Here is a 17,921-nt window from a genome sequence, read left to right on the forward strand (position 1 = left end):
GCTAAAATGAAGGTAAAGACCGATGAGTGGCGTGATAAACATGTTTGCTCAGCCGATTCCATACTCTAAGTTTAGCTTTTTGCAGTGGAATTAAATTCAAAATTAAGAATTCAAAATTAAAAATTAAAAATTCCATTTAGTGTATTACTAATATTTCCCGAGACCCCTGAGTTAATGTAAGTGATACAATTATGCTGTTTATAAAAACATTTAATTTCTAATGATTTAAAATACCATTATTCAAATTTACCCTAAGGGTTGTTGAGCTAATTATATACAGCATAAATAATAATTATTTGCATTTTCACTATTCTTTCTTTTTATTATGAAGATATTATTCAAATAACACGTTTTTATGAAAAAAGATGTTGAAAAAACACCAATTATGAATTAGGGTACTATATGTATAGTGAAATAATTTTTTCACCAAAAGCATTAGGTGAAAAAAATTTATCACCTTAGAAAACAATCTTGTTTGGGGAGAAAGAAACATATGAGAGACTATTTAATAAAGAGGTTATTACTAGCAATACCTACTATTCTGGGTGTTACAATATTAGTATTTTTATTATTACATATGATTCCCGGTTGCCCAGCACAGGTAATGCTCTACCCTAGAGGTACAGCAGAAGAAATTGAAGCACTTCGAGTACAGTTAGGACTACACCAACCTTTAATTACACAATACATTCAATGGCTAGGCAATGCTGTACAGTTTGATTTAGGTAACTCTGTTAGAACAGGTGAAGAGGTTCTAAATATTATAATTAGACATTTTCCCGCTACTATAGAATTAGCTCTTGCAGCTTTATTAATTGCTGTAGTATTCGGTATTCCTTTAGGTGTTATTGCCGCTCAAAAACGCAATTCAATAATTGATTATATTACCACCACCTTGTCACTAGCAGGTGTATCAATCCCTGTATTCTGGTTAGGTTTGATGTTAATATTTGTTTTTTCAGTAATTCTAGGATGGTTCCCCGTTTCGGGACGAATGACAATGGGAGCATCCATGCCAATTGTTACTGGGATGTACACAATAGATGCATTAATTGCTGGTAATTATGATGCTTTTCTCACAGCATTAAAACATTTAGCACTCCCAGCTATATCCTTAGCAACTATTCCTTTAGCTATTATTGTTAGGATTACGCGCTCAAGTATGCTTGATGTTTTATCTCAGGATTATATTCGTACTGCCAAAGCAAAAGGACTTCCAACGAGACGTATTATATATAAACATGCCCTTAAAAACGCCTTAATTCCCGTTGTTACTGTTATCGGTTTGCAATTAGGCAGAATGATGGGTGGAGCCATCTTAACTGAAACAGTTTTTTCATGGCCAGGAATAGGAATGGTAGTTGTATCATCTATTGGGGTCAGAGATTATCCAATAGTACAAGGTATTATATTAGTTATTGCCTTAGGGTTTGTTTTGATAAATATTTTAGTAGATGTAATCTATGCTTATCTTGATCCAAGAATCAGATATAACTAATAGCTAGGTGGTGAAGATTGAATGGAAGCTAATGTTACAACACAAGAAGTAAAAACTGAAGAATTTACTAAAAGAAGCTTAGTAAAAGAAACTACAAAACAATTCAAAAAGCATAAATTAGCTGTTATTAGCTTTTACATAGTAATTTTTATTCTGCTGATGGGTGCTTTTGCTCCAATTATAGCTCCTGAGGATCCTATTACTCCTCAACCTGAAAACAGGTTACAAGCTGGTTTTTGGGCTGGTAACAATGAGCAAATATTGGGAACAGATGAATTAGGAAGAGATATTTTTAGTCGCGTTATATATGGTGTGCAAATTTCCTTAAAGGTAGGGTTTATGGTAATTACTATAACTGCTGTGGTTGGAACAGCTATAGGTGTTATAGCTGGTTATTTTGGGGGTGTAATAGATCTCATTGTAATGAGGATTATAGATATTTTTCTATCTTTCCCACCCCTTTTACTTGCACTAGCAGTAGTTGCTGTATTAGGAACTGGCTTGGAAAAGGCAATGTTAGCCATCTCCATTGTCTATATCCCCCAAATGGCTAGAATAGTCCGGGGGTCAGTACTAACTGTAAAAGAATTACCTTATATAAACGCAAGTAAAGTTATAGGTGCAAAATCTAGTTGGATTATTACCAGACACGTTCTACCTAATGTTTTACCACCTGCTATTGTATTTTTAACCTTACTACTAGCAGATGCAATACTTTATACAGCTGCACTTGGTTTTCTAGGTATTGGTATAGATCCTTCTACACCAGAATGGGGTGCAATGTTAAGTAATGGTAGAGATTATTTAATATTAGGATACTGGTGGGTAACAGTTTTCCCTGGTCTTATGATTATGATATCAGTACTAGCATTCAACCTATTAGGGGACGGGTTACGTGAAGCCTTAGATCCTAAAATGGATATATAAAGGGGGATTCTTTGGATGGAACCCATTTTAGACATAAGAAATCTTAAAGTTAAATTTAAAAGTGATGATAAAATTGTTCGCGCAGTAGATGGTGTGAATCTACAGATAAACAGAGGGGAAACAGTAGGTTTAGTAGGCGAATCAGGATGTGGAAAAAGTGTAACATCTTTAGCCATTATGGGCTTACTTCCGAATAATGGGGATATATCTGATGGTTCTGTCTACTTTAAGGGAAGAGATTTAGTTAAGGCACCAGAAAAAAAAATGCAAAAAATTAGAGGTAATGAAATTTCCATGATATTTCAAGACCCCATGACATCACTTAACCCTGTTTTAACTATTGCTGAACAGTTAGAGGAAGTCATTCGAATACATGAAGGTGGAAGTAAAAAGGCAATTCGCAATAAAGCTATAGATCTTTTAAATATAGTTAAAATACCAGATGCCAATAGACGTATTTTAGAATACCCTCATCAAATGAGTGGGGGTATTAGACAAAGGATTATGATAGCTATTGCCTTAGCTTGTAATCCAACACTGTTAATTGCAGATGAGCCTACAACTGCTTTAGATGTAACTGTACAAGCCCAAATTTTATCTTTAATAAAAGAGCTTCAGGATGAGCTAGGAACTGCGGTTTTGCTAATATCTCATGATTTAGGAGTTATTGCCCAAGTTGTAGATAAGGTTTCGGTCATGTATGCAGGACAAATTGTTGAATCTGCTAAAACTCATAACTTTTTTGCATCTCCTAAACATCCATATAGTATAGGTTTGCTAGAAACTATACCTAAAATAGATGAATGTCAGGATGAATTAGTTGAGATAAAAGGGATGGTACCAGACTTATCAGAGGAATTTACAGGGTGTCGCTTTTACTCTCGTTGTCCAAAAGCGATAGATGGTTGCAATACTATTAATCCTAGCTTAATACAAGATAATGAATCTTTAGTAAGATGTTTACTTTATTCAGATAAGGTGATGAACCAATGATGAAAGAAAAAATATTAGAAGTTAAAAACCTAACTAAATATTTTCCTATTAAAAAAGGACTATTTGGGAAACAAGTTGATTGGCTTAAAGCAGTAGATGATATTAGCTTTACTGTTTACAAAGGCGAAACTTTTGGGTTGGTTGGTGAAAGCGGATGTGGTAAATCCACAACTAGCAACCTTTTATTACAACTAATTGAAGCCGATAGTGGAAGTGTCCATTTTAAAGGCAAAAACATCTTTGAGGGCAACACTAAATCAACACGTGAATTACGAAAAAAAATTCAAGTAGTATTCCAAGATCCTTATGCTTCTCTTGATCCTAAATGGCGGGTAGGAAATATTATCGAAGAACCACTAATACTTCATAAAATTGGAACTCCAAAAGAACGTCAAAATAGAGCTTTACAGTTAATGGAATATGTAGGCCTAAGACAAGATTATTACTATCGCTACCCGCACGAATTCAGTGGTGGTCAAAGGCAAAGAATAGGCATTGCGAGAGCTCTTGCCTTAAATCCAGAGATAATAGTAGCCGATGAACCCGTATCCGCTTTAGATGTTTCTATACAAGCCCAGATAATAAATATGTTTAAAAGGCTACAGGAAGAATTTAACCTAACCTATGTCTTCATAGCCCATGATTTAAGTGTTGTAAAACATATTAGTGACCGAGTTGCAGTTATGTATTTAGGAAAAATTGTGGAGTTAGCAACTACACAGCAACTATTCAATAATCCAAAGCATCCTTATACAATAGGTTTGCTCTCATCAATTCCTGTAGCTGATCCTTCTAAAAAACAAGAAATGAAGTCAATGGAGGGGGAAGTACCAAGTCCCATTAATCCCCCAGAGGGATGCAGATTTCATCCAAGGTGCCCACATGCAATAGATAAATGCAGTGAAGAATCACCGACACTAAAAGAAATTGAGAAGGGTCATACGGTAAGTTGTCACTTGTATTAAAGAAATTAAATATTGATTCCACTGCAAGAGCCCCTTAGATAGTACGACATCTTGCGTATATAAAGATAAGGAGCACTTGACGGAGCAAGGTAGTATTACCCGGTGAAAGCGGAGTTAGAAAAGGGGCGCGTCACAGGACGTGACGCGAAGGCTATCGCTCCAAGGACGGAGCGTTAGCCTGGTACCCTTTTATAACGTAGCTTGAACCGTAGGTAATACACCTTGTGGAGTCTGGCGACGTTCTTTATATACGCAAGAGGGGTTAGTTTAATTTTTTGTAATAAAATAAATATTTCTAAGCTCTTAGCTTCGGTAAGAATCCGAAGTTAATATAAAAATTCTTTAGGGAGGGATTTGTTTAATGTCTAAGAAGAAAGTTTTCACTACTCTGTTGTTATTGGTTTTTGTGTTTAGTTTCACGCTTGCTGGCTGTGGTGGAGAAGGAACCGGAGAAGTAGATGATACAACCATCTTTACAGTAGCAAGAAGTACTGACGCTGACCTAATTGATCCAGGCTATGCTTGGGCTGAAGGTGACATTGACCCAGTTTATCACGTTTTTGATGGATTACTTCAGTTTAAAAACGATGACTTAGATGTAGCACCAGCATTAGCTACCGATTGGGAAATGTCTGAGGATGGTAAAACATGGACTTTTTATCTACGCGATGATGTAAAATTCCATGATGGTACAGATTTCAATGCAGATGCTGTTGTTTTCTCTTTTGAGAGAGTACTAGATGAAGATCACCCCTACTACGGTGTTGTACAAGGTGGTTACTCATACCTTAATTACCTAATGGGTGATGTAATAACAGAAGTACGTGCAATTGATGAATTTACAGTTGAAATAGAGCTAGAACAAAAATTTGCTCCATTCATAACCTATATGGCGCACTACTCTCAATTTATAGTTAGCCCAACTGCAGTTGAAAAATATGGCGAGAATTTCCCCCAAAATCCAGTAGGTACTGGTCCATTTGTATTTGAAGATTGGAGACAAGGTGAGTACATAAGACTTGCGGCTAATGATAACTACTGGGGTGAAAAGCCGGAAATTGACACTTTAATATTTAAGGTAGTTCCAGAAACATCAACCCGTTTAATGGAATTACAAACAGGACAAGTAGATGCTATTAAACATATAGACCCAGCACAAATATATGCTGTTCAAAATGATGATAATATAGATTTACTTACAGTTCCAGGTGCTAATCTCTTCATGGGATTAATTAATGTAACCAAAGAACCTCTTGATGATCCAACATTTAGAAAAGCACTTAACCATGCAATTGATATGGATGCCCTTGTAGATGTAATTTATGAAGGTACCGGAACAAGAGCTATAAATGCTTTACCTCCTACTGTATTTGCCTTTGATGAAACTGCTGGACCATATGAGTATGACCCTGAAAAAGCAAAACAATTACTAGCAGATGCAGGATACCCTGAGGGAACAGAAATAGAACTTGCATCCTTTACTCATGCTCGTTCCTATATATCACAACCTGTACAAGTAGCTGAGATTATTAGAGCTGATTTACAAAGAATAGGTCTAGACGTTGACATTAATGTTGTAGAATGGGGTACTCTTACTGAAATGAGACAAAGTAGAGAGTTTGACGTAGCCTTATATGGTTGGTATGACGTTCCTTATCCAAGTAACTTCTTAAGAACAATGATGCTTGGTGGAAACCAATCCGGATATGAGCCACAAGAGCTAGTAGACATAGCTGATCAGGCTTTAGCTACTTATGATGAAGCAGAACAAGAAAAGCTATATAAAGAGCTTCAGCAAGAATACTATGAACAAGCTCCTATAATACCAATTGCTCACAGTAATTACTCCGCAGCAGTTCGATCAGATATTGAAGGATTTCAATTAGATATTATGGGTAATGTACTAATGCATGATGTAATTAAGTAAAAATAGGGTATAGGCAGGGGGGACACTTTACTCCCTGCCGTCTCTTATAATAAATAAGGGGAGTTTAAAAATGGCTATAGTTTTAAAAGGAGCAAAATTATTCGATGGTACAGGCAAGGACATTATTACCGATGGAGTAGTAGTAATAGGTGATGATGGAAAAATTGATCAAGTAGGTAAAAGACAAGATGTAAGCCCTATAAAGTATGATGAAGTTAGCTATTATGACTTAAATGGCCAGTTTCTAATGCCAGGCTTAATAGATGCACATATACACATAGGACTACAAGGTATGCCTGATACATACCAAGAAAATTATATTTGTGAAACTTCACGAGCTGTGCGCTCTGTTAAAGAAATGGAAGCTACATTACAAGCAGGGTTTACCACCGTTAGAAATTGTGGAACAGCTAATAAAATAGATTTTAGTGTTAAAGAAGGCGTAGAAAATGGCTGGATTAATGGCCCTCGAATTTTAACAAGTGGCGAAATTTTATCAACTACTTGTTCAGGAACAGAATACTTTGAAAATCTATATAGAATCGCAGATGGATATGATGAATTTAAAAAGGCTAGCAGAGAACAGCTAAAATTTGGAGCTGATTTTCTAAAGGTTATGGCTACTGGTGCTATTATGAATCCGGGAGGAATACCAGGAGCAGAACAAACAGATATAAAAGAGCTTAAAGCTATTGTAGAAGAAGCAACTAAATTAGAAAAAAAGGTTGCGGCACATGCTCACGGAGCACAAGGTATAAAAAATGCTGTACAAGCAGGAGCATATACCATTGAACATGCTTCTTTAGTAGATGATGAAGCTTTATCTATGATGGTAGACCACAATATATACGTAGTCCCAACTTTAACTGTGGGTTACCTAGTGTTAAAATATGCTAATGAAATTAATGTTCCAAGGTTTATGATTGATAAAACAAGACAAATACGAACTGTTAGAGTTAATTCTATAAAAAGAGCTCTTGAATCAGGAGTTAGAATAGCAATGGGCTCTGATGCAGGTGTATCACCCTATAATTATCACGGAAACAATGCTTTGGAACTTGTAATATATGTTAATGAAGGGTTAATGTCACCTACAGAAGCTATACTTAGTGCAACTAAAGTAGCTGCCGAAGCTTGTGACATTGCTTCAGAAGTTGGAACTATAGAAAAAGGTAAAATAGCTGATATGATAGTAGTTGATGGTAATCCTTTAGAAGACATTGAGGTTCTTTTAAATAAAGACAATATTAGAAAAGTAATTAAGGATGGAAAGATAGTAAAAAATCTAGATAAAGAGTCTCCATGTTCGATACCTCAGCTTACCCCTTACATGGAAGAAGACTTTCCTAAGGTCTAATACCACTTGAATTTTATATGCTATTTGGCTATTATTGGGTAGAAATAATATTTAAAAGAAGAAAGCAGGTTTATACATTGAAAAACGGTAATACCTTCTTTGAAAAAATTAAACAAAAAAGCGATAAATTATCCCCCAAGCAAGCACAATTAGCAAAATATATTATGGATAATTATAAAAAAGCTGCTTTTCAAAACCTAACTCAAATAGCAAAAGAAGCTGATGTTAGTGAATCAACTGTTGTTAGACTATCTACAACCTTGGACTATTCTGGTTTTATAGAAATGTCTAACGATTTACAGGATATTGTTCAACATGAATTAAAAGCATATGATAGCATCAGAAACACACTAAAGGGAGAAAACCTAAAAGAACTTAACATTTTGTTAACTGTTATTAATAATGATCAAAAAAATATGGATACACTTGTTGATAGTGTTTCTATGCAAGAAATTGAAGAAGTAGTAGCTAGAATTGAAGAGTCTAATAAGGTAATAGTTGTAGGCTTATATTCTTCTAGTTATATGGCAGAATACCTAGGATACACTTTAGGAAAAGTTAAAACAGATGTAGTTGTTATAAATAAAGACAGCATGGATGCCCATAATCTTATCTTAGCTTGTGATGAAAAAACTACAGTCATAATGTTATCTTTCCCCAGATACCCTAAACACTTAAAAAACCTTGGGGAAGCCTTTAGAAACAAAGGTGCTACAATTATAGGTATTACAGACAGCGTGTTTTCTCCTCTAAAAGTATTTACTGATAAACTTTTGATTGTACCTCTCAAATACATGTCCTTTTCAGATCCTTGTGGACCTATATTACTATTGTTGCAAGCAATCATTGTTGAATACGTAGCAAGAAACCCCGAGGATACTGAACACAAATTAAAACAATTCGACGAATATGCCAATCAAATAAACTTATTCTAGTCAAAAAAGGCCGCGGCGTAGAACAGGGGACGGTTCTTTGTTCCATTTTGTGAAACAAAAAACCGTCCCCGTGATTACCTAAGCTTTGGCTAGGGCTAATTCGCCTTTTAAATAATCTATAACCTTAACTGGAGTAGGATTAACATTATATTCTAAGGCTAAATAATAGCTAGCATAATCCCCTATATAAATTAGTGAGTATATCCGTGCTAGGTAGGACTGCCCTTCACTCTGTACTTCAATAACACTTCCCACCTTATCTTTTATTATATCTTTACTGGTATCCATGCGTAATTTGTTGCGTTCATTATCATTATCATCGCGTAGTAAAATAACTGCTATTTTATCTAGTATTTCTTCAGGCAACTCAAATCCAACTATTTCATTATGATTTAACTCTGGAATAACATTAAAATATGCTGGACATTTTGCGTTTTCGTTTATCTGGCCTTTCCACCTCATTGCAGCTACTTCAGATGTTCCTGCACAACCCCATATAACAGGTATATGACCTTTTACAAGTTGGGCAATAGTTTTAGCTTTATTATCATCACTATCAATATCTGGATTTAGTGAATCTCTTAGGTCAAGTAAAACATTATAAGTTTCATCTATCTCTTCTTTAACATTACTTAAAACCCCTATTTTTTCCATTGCTAGTGCCACTGGTGCAAAAAGATATCCTGTTGCTGCTCTTGGCACTAATCCTCCTGGTATATTAACAACTGGGAAACCATCAGCATTAGCCATTTCCCCTAGCTTTCCTCCCGTTGTAAATGCAATGATAGTTGCACCTTTGTTTTTAGCCTTTTCATATGAACTTAATGTTTCTTCAGTATTTCCTGAATAACTTACTGCTAAAACTAAGCTTTCATTATCAACAAACTCAGGAATATCATAATCGCGATTAATTATAATAGGGCTTGAAGCTTTTTTCAAAGCATAGGTTCTTAAAATATCGCCACCTATGGCTGATCCTCCAAGCCCACTAACTACAATGTTTTTATAGGATTTTTTATACTGTGCTAAAAAATTTAAATCAATATCCATACTTTCTTTAAACTGATTAGGTAGATTAAACAGATATTCCATCATTTTTTCTGGTGTCACAACGTTCCCTCCAAAATGTTTATTTACTGCTCTAAAGCCATAGCAGCACAACCAAGTAAACCTATATCTTCACCTAGTTCAGAAGCCTTAATTACCAAATTTTTGCGATGAAGTGCATATACATTATTATGAACATATTTAGATATAGATTCTAAAAGTAAATCTTCTAACCCAAAAATAACACCTCCACCTAAAATAAATATTTCTGGATTGAAGATATTAATTATATTACTAGTTCCAGACCCAAGATAATAAGCTGTTTCATTTATTAAATTAATGGCTTCAGGATCACCATTACGTGCTGCTAGTCCAACTTCATAGGCAGTAATATTAGCTTTTTCTTTTTTATAGGTTTTAATTCCTAAACCTTCACCATTTTCTATAAGTTTTTTTGCCTTAACAGCTATTGCTGTACCTGATGCACAAGCCTCTAAACATCCATGTCGGCCACAACCACAAATTCGCCCTTTGGGTTCAACAACCATATGACCAAATTCACCTGCACCACCATTAATACCACGGTATGGCTTGCCATCAATAATTATTCCACCACCAATACCACTACTTACAGTCATATATAGCAGGTGTTTATATTGTTTTTTTTGCCCAAAAAAATACTCTCCTAGTGCTGCAGTAGTAGCATCATGTTCTACTTGCACCTCTTTTTGAAGCCTTTTTTCTAGTTCCTCTTTTAAAGGAAAATACCCCCACTTAAGATTGGGAGTATCATATATAACACCATCAGGATAACTAAGTGGTCCCGGTGCCGCAACAACTATTTTCTCAATTTTATGTGCTTCTAAAGATTTGTCTTTAAGTAGGTCATTTATAGCCATTACTATCCTATTAACTATATCTTTAGGACTTCTTTCTTTTATAGTAGGCTGCTTAACACGCTTAACAATAGCTCCATCCTTGGCAACAATTCCACTTAATATTTTAGTAGCACCTAAGTCAACCCCTATAATCACGAATACAACGCTCCTTTTAGAAATAGACACACTCTGCGAGCACACTGACAATTTGATTTTATTGTGAAACCTATTTGTGAATAAAGTTAATAAATAATAATAATAAAAAGTCTGTAGAATCGGTATTTGTATGTGTTTATTTATTATTTTAGGCTAACACAAACCTATGTATTGCCTCTGCTACGCCTTTTTCGTCATTAGATGTAGTAATAAAATCTGCTACTTCTTTAACTGATGTGCGGGCATTCCACATGGCTACTCCTAAGCCGGCCCATTCTATCATTGCAAGGTCATTATAACTGTCACCTACAGCCATAACTTCTTTTCTATCAATATTGTAATGGTCAGTTATTACTTTTAAAGCATCTGCTTTATTGGCTTTTTTATTCATAACTTCTAAAAAAAATGGTTTAGAACGAGTAATATGTAAATTATCACCATAATTATTCTTTAACTCTAACTCCATATCTAATAACATTCTTTCATTATCGGTTACTGCCATAATTTTAAAGGGGTCATAAGTATCTAATGCATCAATTAAACTATCCATTATAACTGGCTCAACACCAGCCAATTTCACATAAAACTTTCCTTCTTCAGTTAGATTTTCTAAGCATAATCTATCATCATAATAAGTATGATAATGAACTCCGCACTTTTTAAAATACTCCATTATTTCTATTGACTCTTTTTTAGGGACAGGCTCATAATACAAAACTTCTTCTGATAAAGAGTTTTTAACCCATGCTCCTTGATAAGTTATCAATGGTACATCAATATTTAACTGACGAGCATATGGTAATGCAGAGCTATACATTCTACCCGTTGCAATAGTAACCATTACTCCTTTTTCCCTCGCTGCAGTTATAGCTTTAGCACATTCATCAGATATTCTTAGACCAGAATCTAATAAGGTATCATCTAAATCTATTGCGATTAATTTAACGGACATAGTCTCCCTCCTTAAAATGAGTTTATAATAAAGCCGAGCTTATTGCCCGGCTTTTTTAAACATAATTTATAAATAATGTATAATGATTATATTATTATCTAAACCTAAAGAATTTATCATCAACTAAATAACTAATTATAAAACTAATTATACTTAACACTATAGCACTTAATATAGCCCAACCAAAACCATGTATATAAAAGCCTTGAATGGTTATTGAAGTAAGCCACAGCATTAAGCCATTTATAACAAATGTAAATAAACCAAGAGTTAGTATAGTAAATGGTAGTGTTAGTATAAATAATATTGGACGTATAAAGGCATTAATTATTCCTAAAAAAATTGATCCAACAATAGCACCCCAAAAAGTTACTTCAAAACCAGAAATCAGAGCAGCAGTAAAAATTATTGCACAAATATTTAAAATCCATCGTAAAACCCAACCTTGTAACAAAACCCTAACCCCTTTCGAGTTTAAACTACTAATGATAACCCCTTATAAATTTTATTGTAACATAATATAGCTGTTTTCGATTTATTTCCCGGGAAATTAAAAATATGATTTCTTTTTGTCAAATAAGTATGTTTTAAAACAAGTAATAATTCAAAATTATGCTTTTACTGCAAAAAGCTAAACTTAGAGTATGGAATCGGCTGAGCAAACATGTTTATCACGCCACTCATCGGTCTTTACCTCCATTTTAGCTTAGCACTTATTATCTAAAATGATTTTTCATTTATACTTAGCCGTAATCATTCACCACGCCTTGCTATTCGGGACTTAGATAAACATGTTTGCTCAGCCTTAAGTTTGTTGTAGTTACTTTTTGCAGCAGAATCAATTATTAGAAATTATGTTTTTTTCTCCTTCCGAATAAATGACTAACCTAGGCTATGTGAATTAGAGTAGTTCATATTATTTAAAATATTCTTCGATATTTTTAGCTACATTTTTATTTATGCCAGGCACCTCTAATAATTGTTCAACACTAGCCTCCCTTATCTTAGCTACTGATCCAAAGTGCTTTAATAGGTTCTTTTTTCTTTTCTCCCCAATACCCTCTATCTCATCTAAAGCTGATTTTGTTACCTTTTTACTTCTTAACTTGCGATTATATTCTATTGCAAATCGATGGGCTTCATCTCTTGCTCTTTGCAATACCATTAAAGCTTCATCTCTGCGAGGTAAAACAATCGGCTTAGAAATACCCGGTTTAAAAATTTCTTCATTTTTTTTCGCCAAACCAAAAACGGGTATGTCGACACCAAGTTCATTTATGACATTTTGAACTGCATTAACCTGACCTAATCCACCATCTATTAATATAAGGTCTGGCTCAGGTAAAAAGCTTTCATTGCCTTCACGTGCCTGGGTAAATCTACGCTTTAGGGCTTCACTCATTGCAGCAAAATCATCATTTTTATCAATTTTTATCTTAAACCTTCGATAAGCCATTTTGTCAGGTACAGCTTTAGTAAGTACTACCATAGACGCTACCGTTTCTTCTCCTGCTAGGTGAGATATGTCAAAACACTCTATCCTTTCGGGAACCACTTCAATATTCAACACTTTACTTAGGTGTTGTAAAACCTTTTCATTCTTTAGGTCTTGGTTCATCTTTTCATCCCATAATAACTTAGCATTATCTAATACCATATCTAGCAACTGTTTTTTCTCACCTTTTTTAGGAACCTTAATTTTAACACTTCTTTGAGTTTTTTCTTTTAGCCATGATTCAATTAATTCTAATTCCTCAAAAGTTAAGTTTATTATAATCTCACCAGGTATATCAGGATTTTCATCATAATATTGCTTTATTAAAAACCCTAAAATTTCTTCTTCTTTTTCATCTATAGCCTTTTTCAGCCAAAAGGTATCTTTGCCTATTATTTTTCCTGCACGCAGTTTCAAGACTAGAACTAGGTTGTTTTTCTCATCATTTACCATGCCTATTACATCCATTTTATATTGAGCATCAAAACTAATCTTTTGCTTAGCACTAACTTTATTAATGGCATTAATCTGATCTCTTATCCTCGCTGCTTTTTCAAACTCAAGGTTATTAGCTGCTATTTGCATTTCTTCTTCTTTTTGTTTAAGTAAGTCTTTATAGTTTCCTTCTAAAAAATCAATCAGTCCTACCACTACTTTGTTATATTCCTCATGGGATAATTTGCCACTACAAGGAGCAAGGCATTTGTCTATATCTTTATTCAAGCAGGGCCTGGTTTTATTCTTAAAATTTTTGCAGGTCCTCACAGGAAATATAGATGTAAGAAGTCGTAGGGTTTCACGCAGTGAAGTTACATCAGTATATGGACCAAAGTATCTAGAAGCCCTATCCTTTTCTTCTCTAACCACACTTATTCGTGGGAATTTTTCTCCCGTAGTAATTTTAAGGTAAGGATAAGTTTTATCATCGCGAAGGTTAATATTATAGCGAGGTTGGTATGATTTAATTAGGTTGTTTTCAAGTATTAGGGCTTCGACTTCGGAGTTAGTAACTATATAGTCAAAATCAGCCACTCTGCTCATCATCACACGAACTTTAGGATCAAGACCTTCAGGAGATTGGAAATAAGAGCGCAAGCGATTACGCAGAGCCTTAGCTTTCCCTACATAAATCACTCGACTCTCCTCATCTTTAAACATATAAACCCCTGGATTTAAAGGCACATTTTTAAGACGATCTTTCATGTACTTTCACCCTTTATATAGTAGACACGGCTGGTTCTAATTCTTAATTTTTAATTTTAAATTTTTAATTAAGGTGAGGAAACTATCGTTTCCTTTGATATTATTTGAAGCATAGAATGCATTCTCTGCGTTTCAACGCGATATTTTTACAAGGCTCGCAGATCACTTATCTTATATATAATAAGGAAAACGTAGTTTTCCAACCACAATTAAGAATTAAGAATTCAAAATTGATTCTGCTGCAAAAAGTAACTACAACAAACTTAAGGCTGAGCAAACATGTTTATCTAAGTCCTTAAATAGCAAGGCGTGGTGCATAGATCACGGCTAAGTATAAATAAAAAATCATTTTAGATAATAAGTGCTAAGCTAAAATGAAGGTAAAGACCGATGAGTGGCGTGATAAACATGTTTGCTCAGCCGATTCCATACTCTAAGTTTAGCTTTTTGCAGTGGAATCAAAATTCAAAATTAATCAGTAAAAACATCTATGTTAGCAATTCCTTCAAATATTTCCCTGTATATGACTTTTTATAATTGGCTACTTCTTCAGGTGTGCCGGTTGTTACTATTTGACCACCTTTTTCTCCACCTTCTGGCCCTAGGTCAATTAAATAGTCTGCACTTTTTATTACATCTAAGTTATGCTCTATAACTACCACGGTATTTCCTGACTCCACCAACCTGTTTAGCACACCCAACAAATGTTTAACATCATGTTTGTGCAAGCCGGTTGTTGGCTCATCTAGTATATAAAAGGTTTTACCAGTTGATCTTTTAGATAACTCAGTAGCTAATTTTACTCTTTGGGCTTCTCCACCTGATAAAGTTGGTGCAGGCTGACCAAGCCTGATATATCCTAAGCCTACATCCTGCAAAACCTTAAGCTTTCTAAATACCTTAGGAATGTTTTCGAAAAAGTCAACACCTTCATCAACAGTCATAGCTAATATATCAGCTATAGTTTTACCTTTATATTTAACTTCTAAAGTTTCACGATTATATCTTTTACCTTTACATATCTCACACGGAATATATACATCGGGTAAAAAATGCATTTCTATTTTTATTATGCCATCACCAGAACAAGATTCACATCTACCTCCTCGAACATTGAAGCTGAATCTTCCCGGTTTATATCCTCTCATTTTTGCCTCTGGAGTATTAGAAAACAACTCTCTAATCCCATCAAATGCACCAGTATAAGTAGCCGGATTAGATCGTGGAGTTCTGCCAATGGGTGATTGATCTATGTTTATTACTTTATCCACATTTTCTAGCCCCTCTATAGAATCAAAATCACCCGGACGCCTTCTTCCACCTACTAATTCCTTAACCATGGCAGGATACAAGATGTCCTGGACTAAGGTACTTTTACCCGAGCCTGAAACTCCGGTTATAACTATCATTTTGCTTAAAGGTATTTCTACATTTATATTCTTTAAATTATGCTCTCTAGCTCCCTTAACAGTTAAGGTATTACCATTCCCATTTCTTCTTTCTGCGGGAATATCTATATCTAACTCCTTGGTAATATACTTACCAGTCAAAGATTTTTCACATTTGCTTATTTGTTCAACTGTTCCATGAGCAACTACCTCTCCACCATGAATTCCTGCCCCTGGACCTATATCTATTATATAGTCTGCTTCATACATAGTGTCCTCATCATGTTCTACCACTACTACTGTATTACCAAGGTCACGTAATCTCTTAAGTGTTGCTAATAACCTATCATTATCCCGAGGGTGAAGCCCTATACTTGGTTCATCAAGTACATAAAGAACCCCTACTAGACTTGAACCCACTTGTGTAGCTAAGCGTATTCGTTGTGCTTCTCCACCTGACAAAGTTCCAGCAGAACGCTCTAGGTTTAGATAATCAAGCCCAACATCTATTAAAAAGGTCAAGCGTTCCTTAATCTCTTTTACTACCTGGTTAGCTATAAAAGCTTCTCTTTCGGTAAATTCTAAGGAATCAAAAAATTCCTTGGCTGCGCGAACTGACATATAGGTTACTTCTGCTATAGATTTTTCACCTATCAGCACCCATAGTATTTCATCTTTTAATCGCTTGCCTTTACATTTAGGACATAGGCTAGTAGTCATATATTTTTCAATTTCTTCTCGAGAAGAATCTGATTTTGTTTCATGATAACGCCTAATTAAGTTATTAATTACTCCTTCATAAGTAGACCTAAAGTGGCCTGTCTCACCATAAGAGTTAGTGTACTTAACTAAAAATGATTCTCCTCCATTACCATACAAAATTAAGTCTATTTGCTCCCCAGTTAATTCTTTTAGTGGTTTGTCCATTGACACCTGGTATTGCTTAGACATACCTGCCACTATTTGATTATAGTAGGTATGGAAGTTATTAGACCAAGGTATAATGGCACCATTATCAAGTGATTTATTCATATCAAGAACTAAGGCCGGGTCTATCTCGCGTTTTTCTCCAAGTCCATCACACTCACCACATGCCCCAAAGGGACTGTTAAAGGAAAACATCCGAGGGGAGAGCTCAGGCAGACTAAAACCACATTCTGGACAAGCAAAATCACGACTAAAGAGCATTTCCTCATCTTCTTCATCTTTTAGCACCTGAACAATTACACTTCCTTCACTTAGTTCAAAGGCTAGTTCTAATGATTCTGCTAGTCTACTGCGAATTCCATCTTTTATAACTAATCTATCAACAACAGCACTTATAGTATGCTTTTTGTTCTTCTCAAGGGTTATTTCTTCATCTGATGTGTATTCATAGTCATCTACAATTAAGCGCACAAAACCATCTCTAAACAAATTGTCTATTAGTTTTTTGTGCTCACCTTTTTGCCCCTTTATTATTGGAGCTAAAACTTTTATTTTTGTTCGCTCTTCGAGGTTTAAAACCGTATCAACTACCTGATCAACAGTTTGACGTTGAATTGGTAAGTGGCATTTTGGGCAATGGGGTCTACCTACCCTTGCAAATAGTAATCGTAAGTAATCATATATTTCGGTTACTGTCCCCACAGTAGAACGGGGATTATTAGATGTGGATTTTTGGTCAATTGATATAGAAGGGGAAAGTCCCTCAATATAATCAACATCTGGCTTGTCCATTTGTCCTAAAAACTGGCGCGCATAAGTAGACAGAGATTCTACATATCGCCTTTGCCCTTCACTATATATGGTATCAAAAGCTAAACTAGATTTCCCCGACCCCGAAACACCAGTAAAAACCACCAGCTTATCCCGTGGTATTTTTACATCTATATTCTTTAAATTATGCTCTCTAGCACCTTTAACAATAATAAAATCCTTCACAATAAATATCTCCTCTATGGTTGTAATAATTATTAATAGACACTGACTTGCACAGACGCTTTATATTTTTTGACTTCACTGCAAAAAGCACAACTTAGACTATGGAATCGGCTGAGCAAACATGTTTATCACGCCACTCATCGGTCTTTATCTCCATTTTGGCTTAAGCACTTATTATCTAAGATGATTTTTTATTTATACTTAGCCGTGATCTATGCACCACGCCTTGCTATTCGGGACTTAGATAAACATGTTTGCTCAGCCTTAAGCTTGTTTG

Annotated in this window: 13 protein-coding genes; 7 read left to right on the forward strand and 6 right to left on the reverse strand. The window is 34.9% G+C overall.

The features are described from left to right. Positions 1 to 493: 493 nt before the first annotated feature. The 7 genes from SYNTR_RS08750 (at position 494) to SYNTR_RS08780 (ending at position 8,602) form a co-directional block, all read left to right on the forward strand. Complete coding sequence (locus SYNTR_RS08750; protein ID WP_156204158.1) at positions 494 to 1,498, forward strand: ABC transporter permease; 1,005 nt, start codon at positions 494 to 496, stop codon at positions 1,496 to 1,498. A 21-nt stretch (positions 1,499 to 1,519) separates the two neighbouring features. Continuing rightward, the gene (locus SYNTR_RS08755) at positions 1,520 to 2,425 is read left to right on the forward strand and encodes an ABC transporter permease (RefSeq protein WP_156204159.1); all 906 of its coding nucleotides are present in this window, start codon (positions 1,520 to 1,522) and stop codon (positions 2,423 to 2,425) included. 15 nt (positions 2,426 to 2,440) lie between these two features. Further along, positions 2,441 to 3,418 carry an ABC transporter ATP-binding protein gene (locus SYNTR_RS08760; protein WP_156204160.1) on the forward strand — a complete coding sequence of 326 codons (978 nt, stop codon included), beginning with the start codon at positions 2,441 to 2,443 and terminating at the stop codon, positions 3,416 to 3,418. Beyond that, positions 3,418 to 4,383: an ABC transporter ATP-binding protein gene (locus SYNTR_RS08765; protein WP_156204740.1), complete on the forward strand. Its 966-nt coding sequence runs from the start codon at positions 3,418 to 3,420 to the stop codon at positions 4,381 to 4,383. The genes SYNTR_RS08760 and SYNTR_RS08765 overlap by 1 nt, the downstream gene beginning before the upstream one ends. Before the next feature lie 361 nt (positions 4,384 to 4,744). Continuing rightward, positions 4,745 to 6,310, forward strand: coding sequence for an ABC transporter substrate-binding protein (locus SYNTR_RS08770; protein ID WP_156204161.1), 1,566 nt, complete (start codon positions 4,745 to 4,747; stop codon positions 6,308 to 6,310). Between the two features lie 70 nt (positions 6,311 to 6,380). Then, entirely contained in the window at positions 6,381 to 7,667 is a 1,287-nt protein-coding gene (locus SYNTR_RS08775; protein WP_156204162.1) for a metal-dependent hydrolase family protein, read from the forward strand. A gap of 77 nt (positions 7,668 to 7,744) precedes the next feature. After that, the gene (locus SYNTR_RS08780) at positions 7,745 to 8,602 is read left to right on the forward strand and encodes a MurR/RpiR family transcriptional regulator (protein ID WP_197079083.1); all 858 of its coding nucleotides are present in this window, start codon (positions 7,745 to 7,747) and stop codon (positions 8,600 to 8,602) included. A 78-nt stretch (positions 8,603 to 8,680) separates the two neighbouring features. Here the strand turns inward: SYNTR_RS08780 and SYNTR_RS08785 are convergent, their stop codons facing one another. The 6 genes from SYNTR_RS08785 to uvrA all read right to left on the reverse strand — a co-directional run bounded on the left by SYNTR_RS08785 (position 8,681) and on the right by uvrA (position 17,644). Further along, the gene (locus tag SYNTR_RS08785; RefSeq protein ID WP_243140173.1) at positions 8,681 to 9,712 is read right to left on the reverse strand and encodes a bifunctional phosphoglucose/phosphomannose isomerase; all 1,032 of its coding nucleotides are present in this window, start codon (positions 9,710 to 9,712) and stop codon (positions 8,681 to 8,683) included. Between the two features lie 23 nt (positions 9,713 to 9,735). After that, positions 9,736 to 10,683, reverse strand: a complete 948-nt coding sequence (locus SYNTR_RS08790; RefSeq protein ID WP_197079084.1) for an ROK family protein — start codon at positions 10,681 to 10,683, stop codon at positions 9,736 to 9,738. Positions 10,684 to 10,831: 148 nt separating this feature from the next. Next, positions 10,832 to 11,635 (reverse strand): Cof-type HAD-IIB family hydrolase, encoded by an 804-nt coding sequence (locus tag SYNTR_RS08795; RefSeq protein WP_156204165.1) that lies wholly within the window; start codon positions 11,633 to 11,635, stop codon positions 10,832 to 10,834. A gap of 94 nt (positions 11,636 to 11,729) precedes the next feature. Next, a complete protein-coding gene (locus tag SYNTR_RS08800; protein WP_156204166.1) occupies positions 11,730 to 12,089 on the reverse strand; it encodes a phage holin family protein in 360 nt (119 codons plus the stop codon). Between the two features lie 462 nt (positions 12,090 to 12,551). Continuing rightward, positions 12,552 to 14,333 carry an excinuclease ABC subunit UvrC gene (gene uvrC / locus SYNTR_RS08805; protein ID WP_156204167.1) on the reverse strand — a complete coding sequence of 594 codons (1,782 nt, stop codon included), beginning with the start codon at positions 14,331 to 14,333 and terminating at the stop codon, positions 12,552 to 12,554. A gap of 488 nt (positions 14,334 to 14,821) precedes the next feature. After that, a complete protein-coding gene (gene uvrA, locus SYNTR_RS08810; protein ID WP_156204168.1) occupies positions 14,822 to 17,644 on the reverse strand; it encodes an excinuclease ABC subunit UvrA in 2,823 nt (940 codons plus the stop codon). Positions 17,645 to 17,921 lie beyond the last annotated feature (277 nt).

This window comes from Candidatus Syntrophocurvum alkaliphilum (assembly GCF_009734445.1).
Classification (GTDB): domain Bacteria; phylum Bacillota; class Syntrophomonadia; order Syntrophomonadales; family Syntrophomonadaceae; genus Syntrophocurvum; species Syntrophocurvum alkaliphilum.

What these genes read in the sequence shown, in the direction of transcription:
- SYNTR_RS08755 (WP_156204159.1), top strand. Translation starts at nt 1,520, where the DNA reads ATGGAAGCTAATGTTACAACACAAGAAGTAAAAACTGAAGAATTTACT.
- SYNTR_RS08750 (WP_156204158.1), top strand. Translation starts at nt 494, where the DNA reads ATGAGAGACTATTTAATAAAGAGGTTATTACTAGCAATACCTACTATT.
- SYNTR_RS08775 (WP_156204162.1), top strand. Translation starts at nt 6,381, where the DNA reads ATGGCTATAGTTTTAAAAGGAGCAAAATTATTCGATGGTACAGGCAAG.
- SYNTR_RS08770 (WP_156204161.1), top strand. Translation starts at nt 4,745, where the DNA reads ATGTCTAAGAAGAAAGTTTTCACTACTCTGTTGTTATTGGTTTTTGTG.
- SYNTR_RS08795 (WP_156204165.1), bottom strand. Translation starts at nt 11,635, where the DNA reads ATGTCCGTTAAATTAATCGCAATAGATTTAGATGATACCTTATTAGAT.
- uvrC (WP_156204167.1), bottom strand. Translation starts at nt 14,333, where the DNA reads ATGAAAGATCGTCTTAAAAATGTGCCTTTAAATCCAGGGGTTTATATG.
- SYNTR_RS08760 (WP_156204160.1), top strand. Translation starts at nt 2,441, where the DNA reads ATGGAACCCATTTTAGACATAAGAAATCTTAAAGTTAAATTTAAAAGT.
- SYNTR_RS08765 (WP_156204740.1), top strand. Translation starts at nt 3,418, where the DNA reads ATGAAAGAAAAAATATTAGAAGTTAAAAACCTAACTAAATATTTTCCT.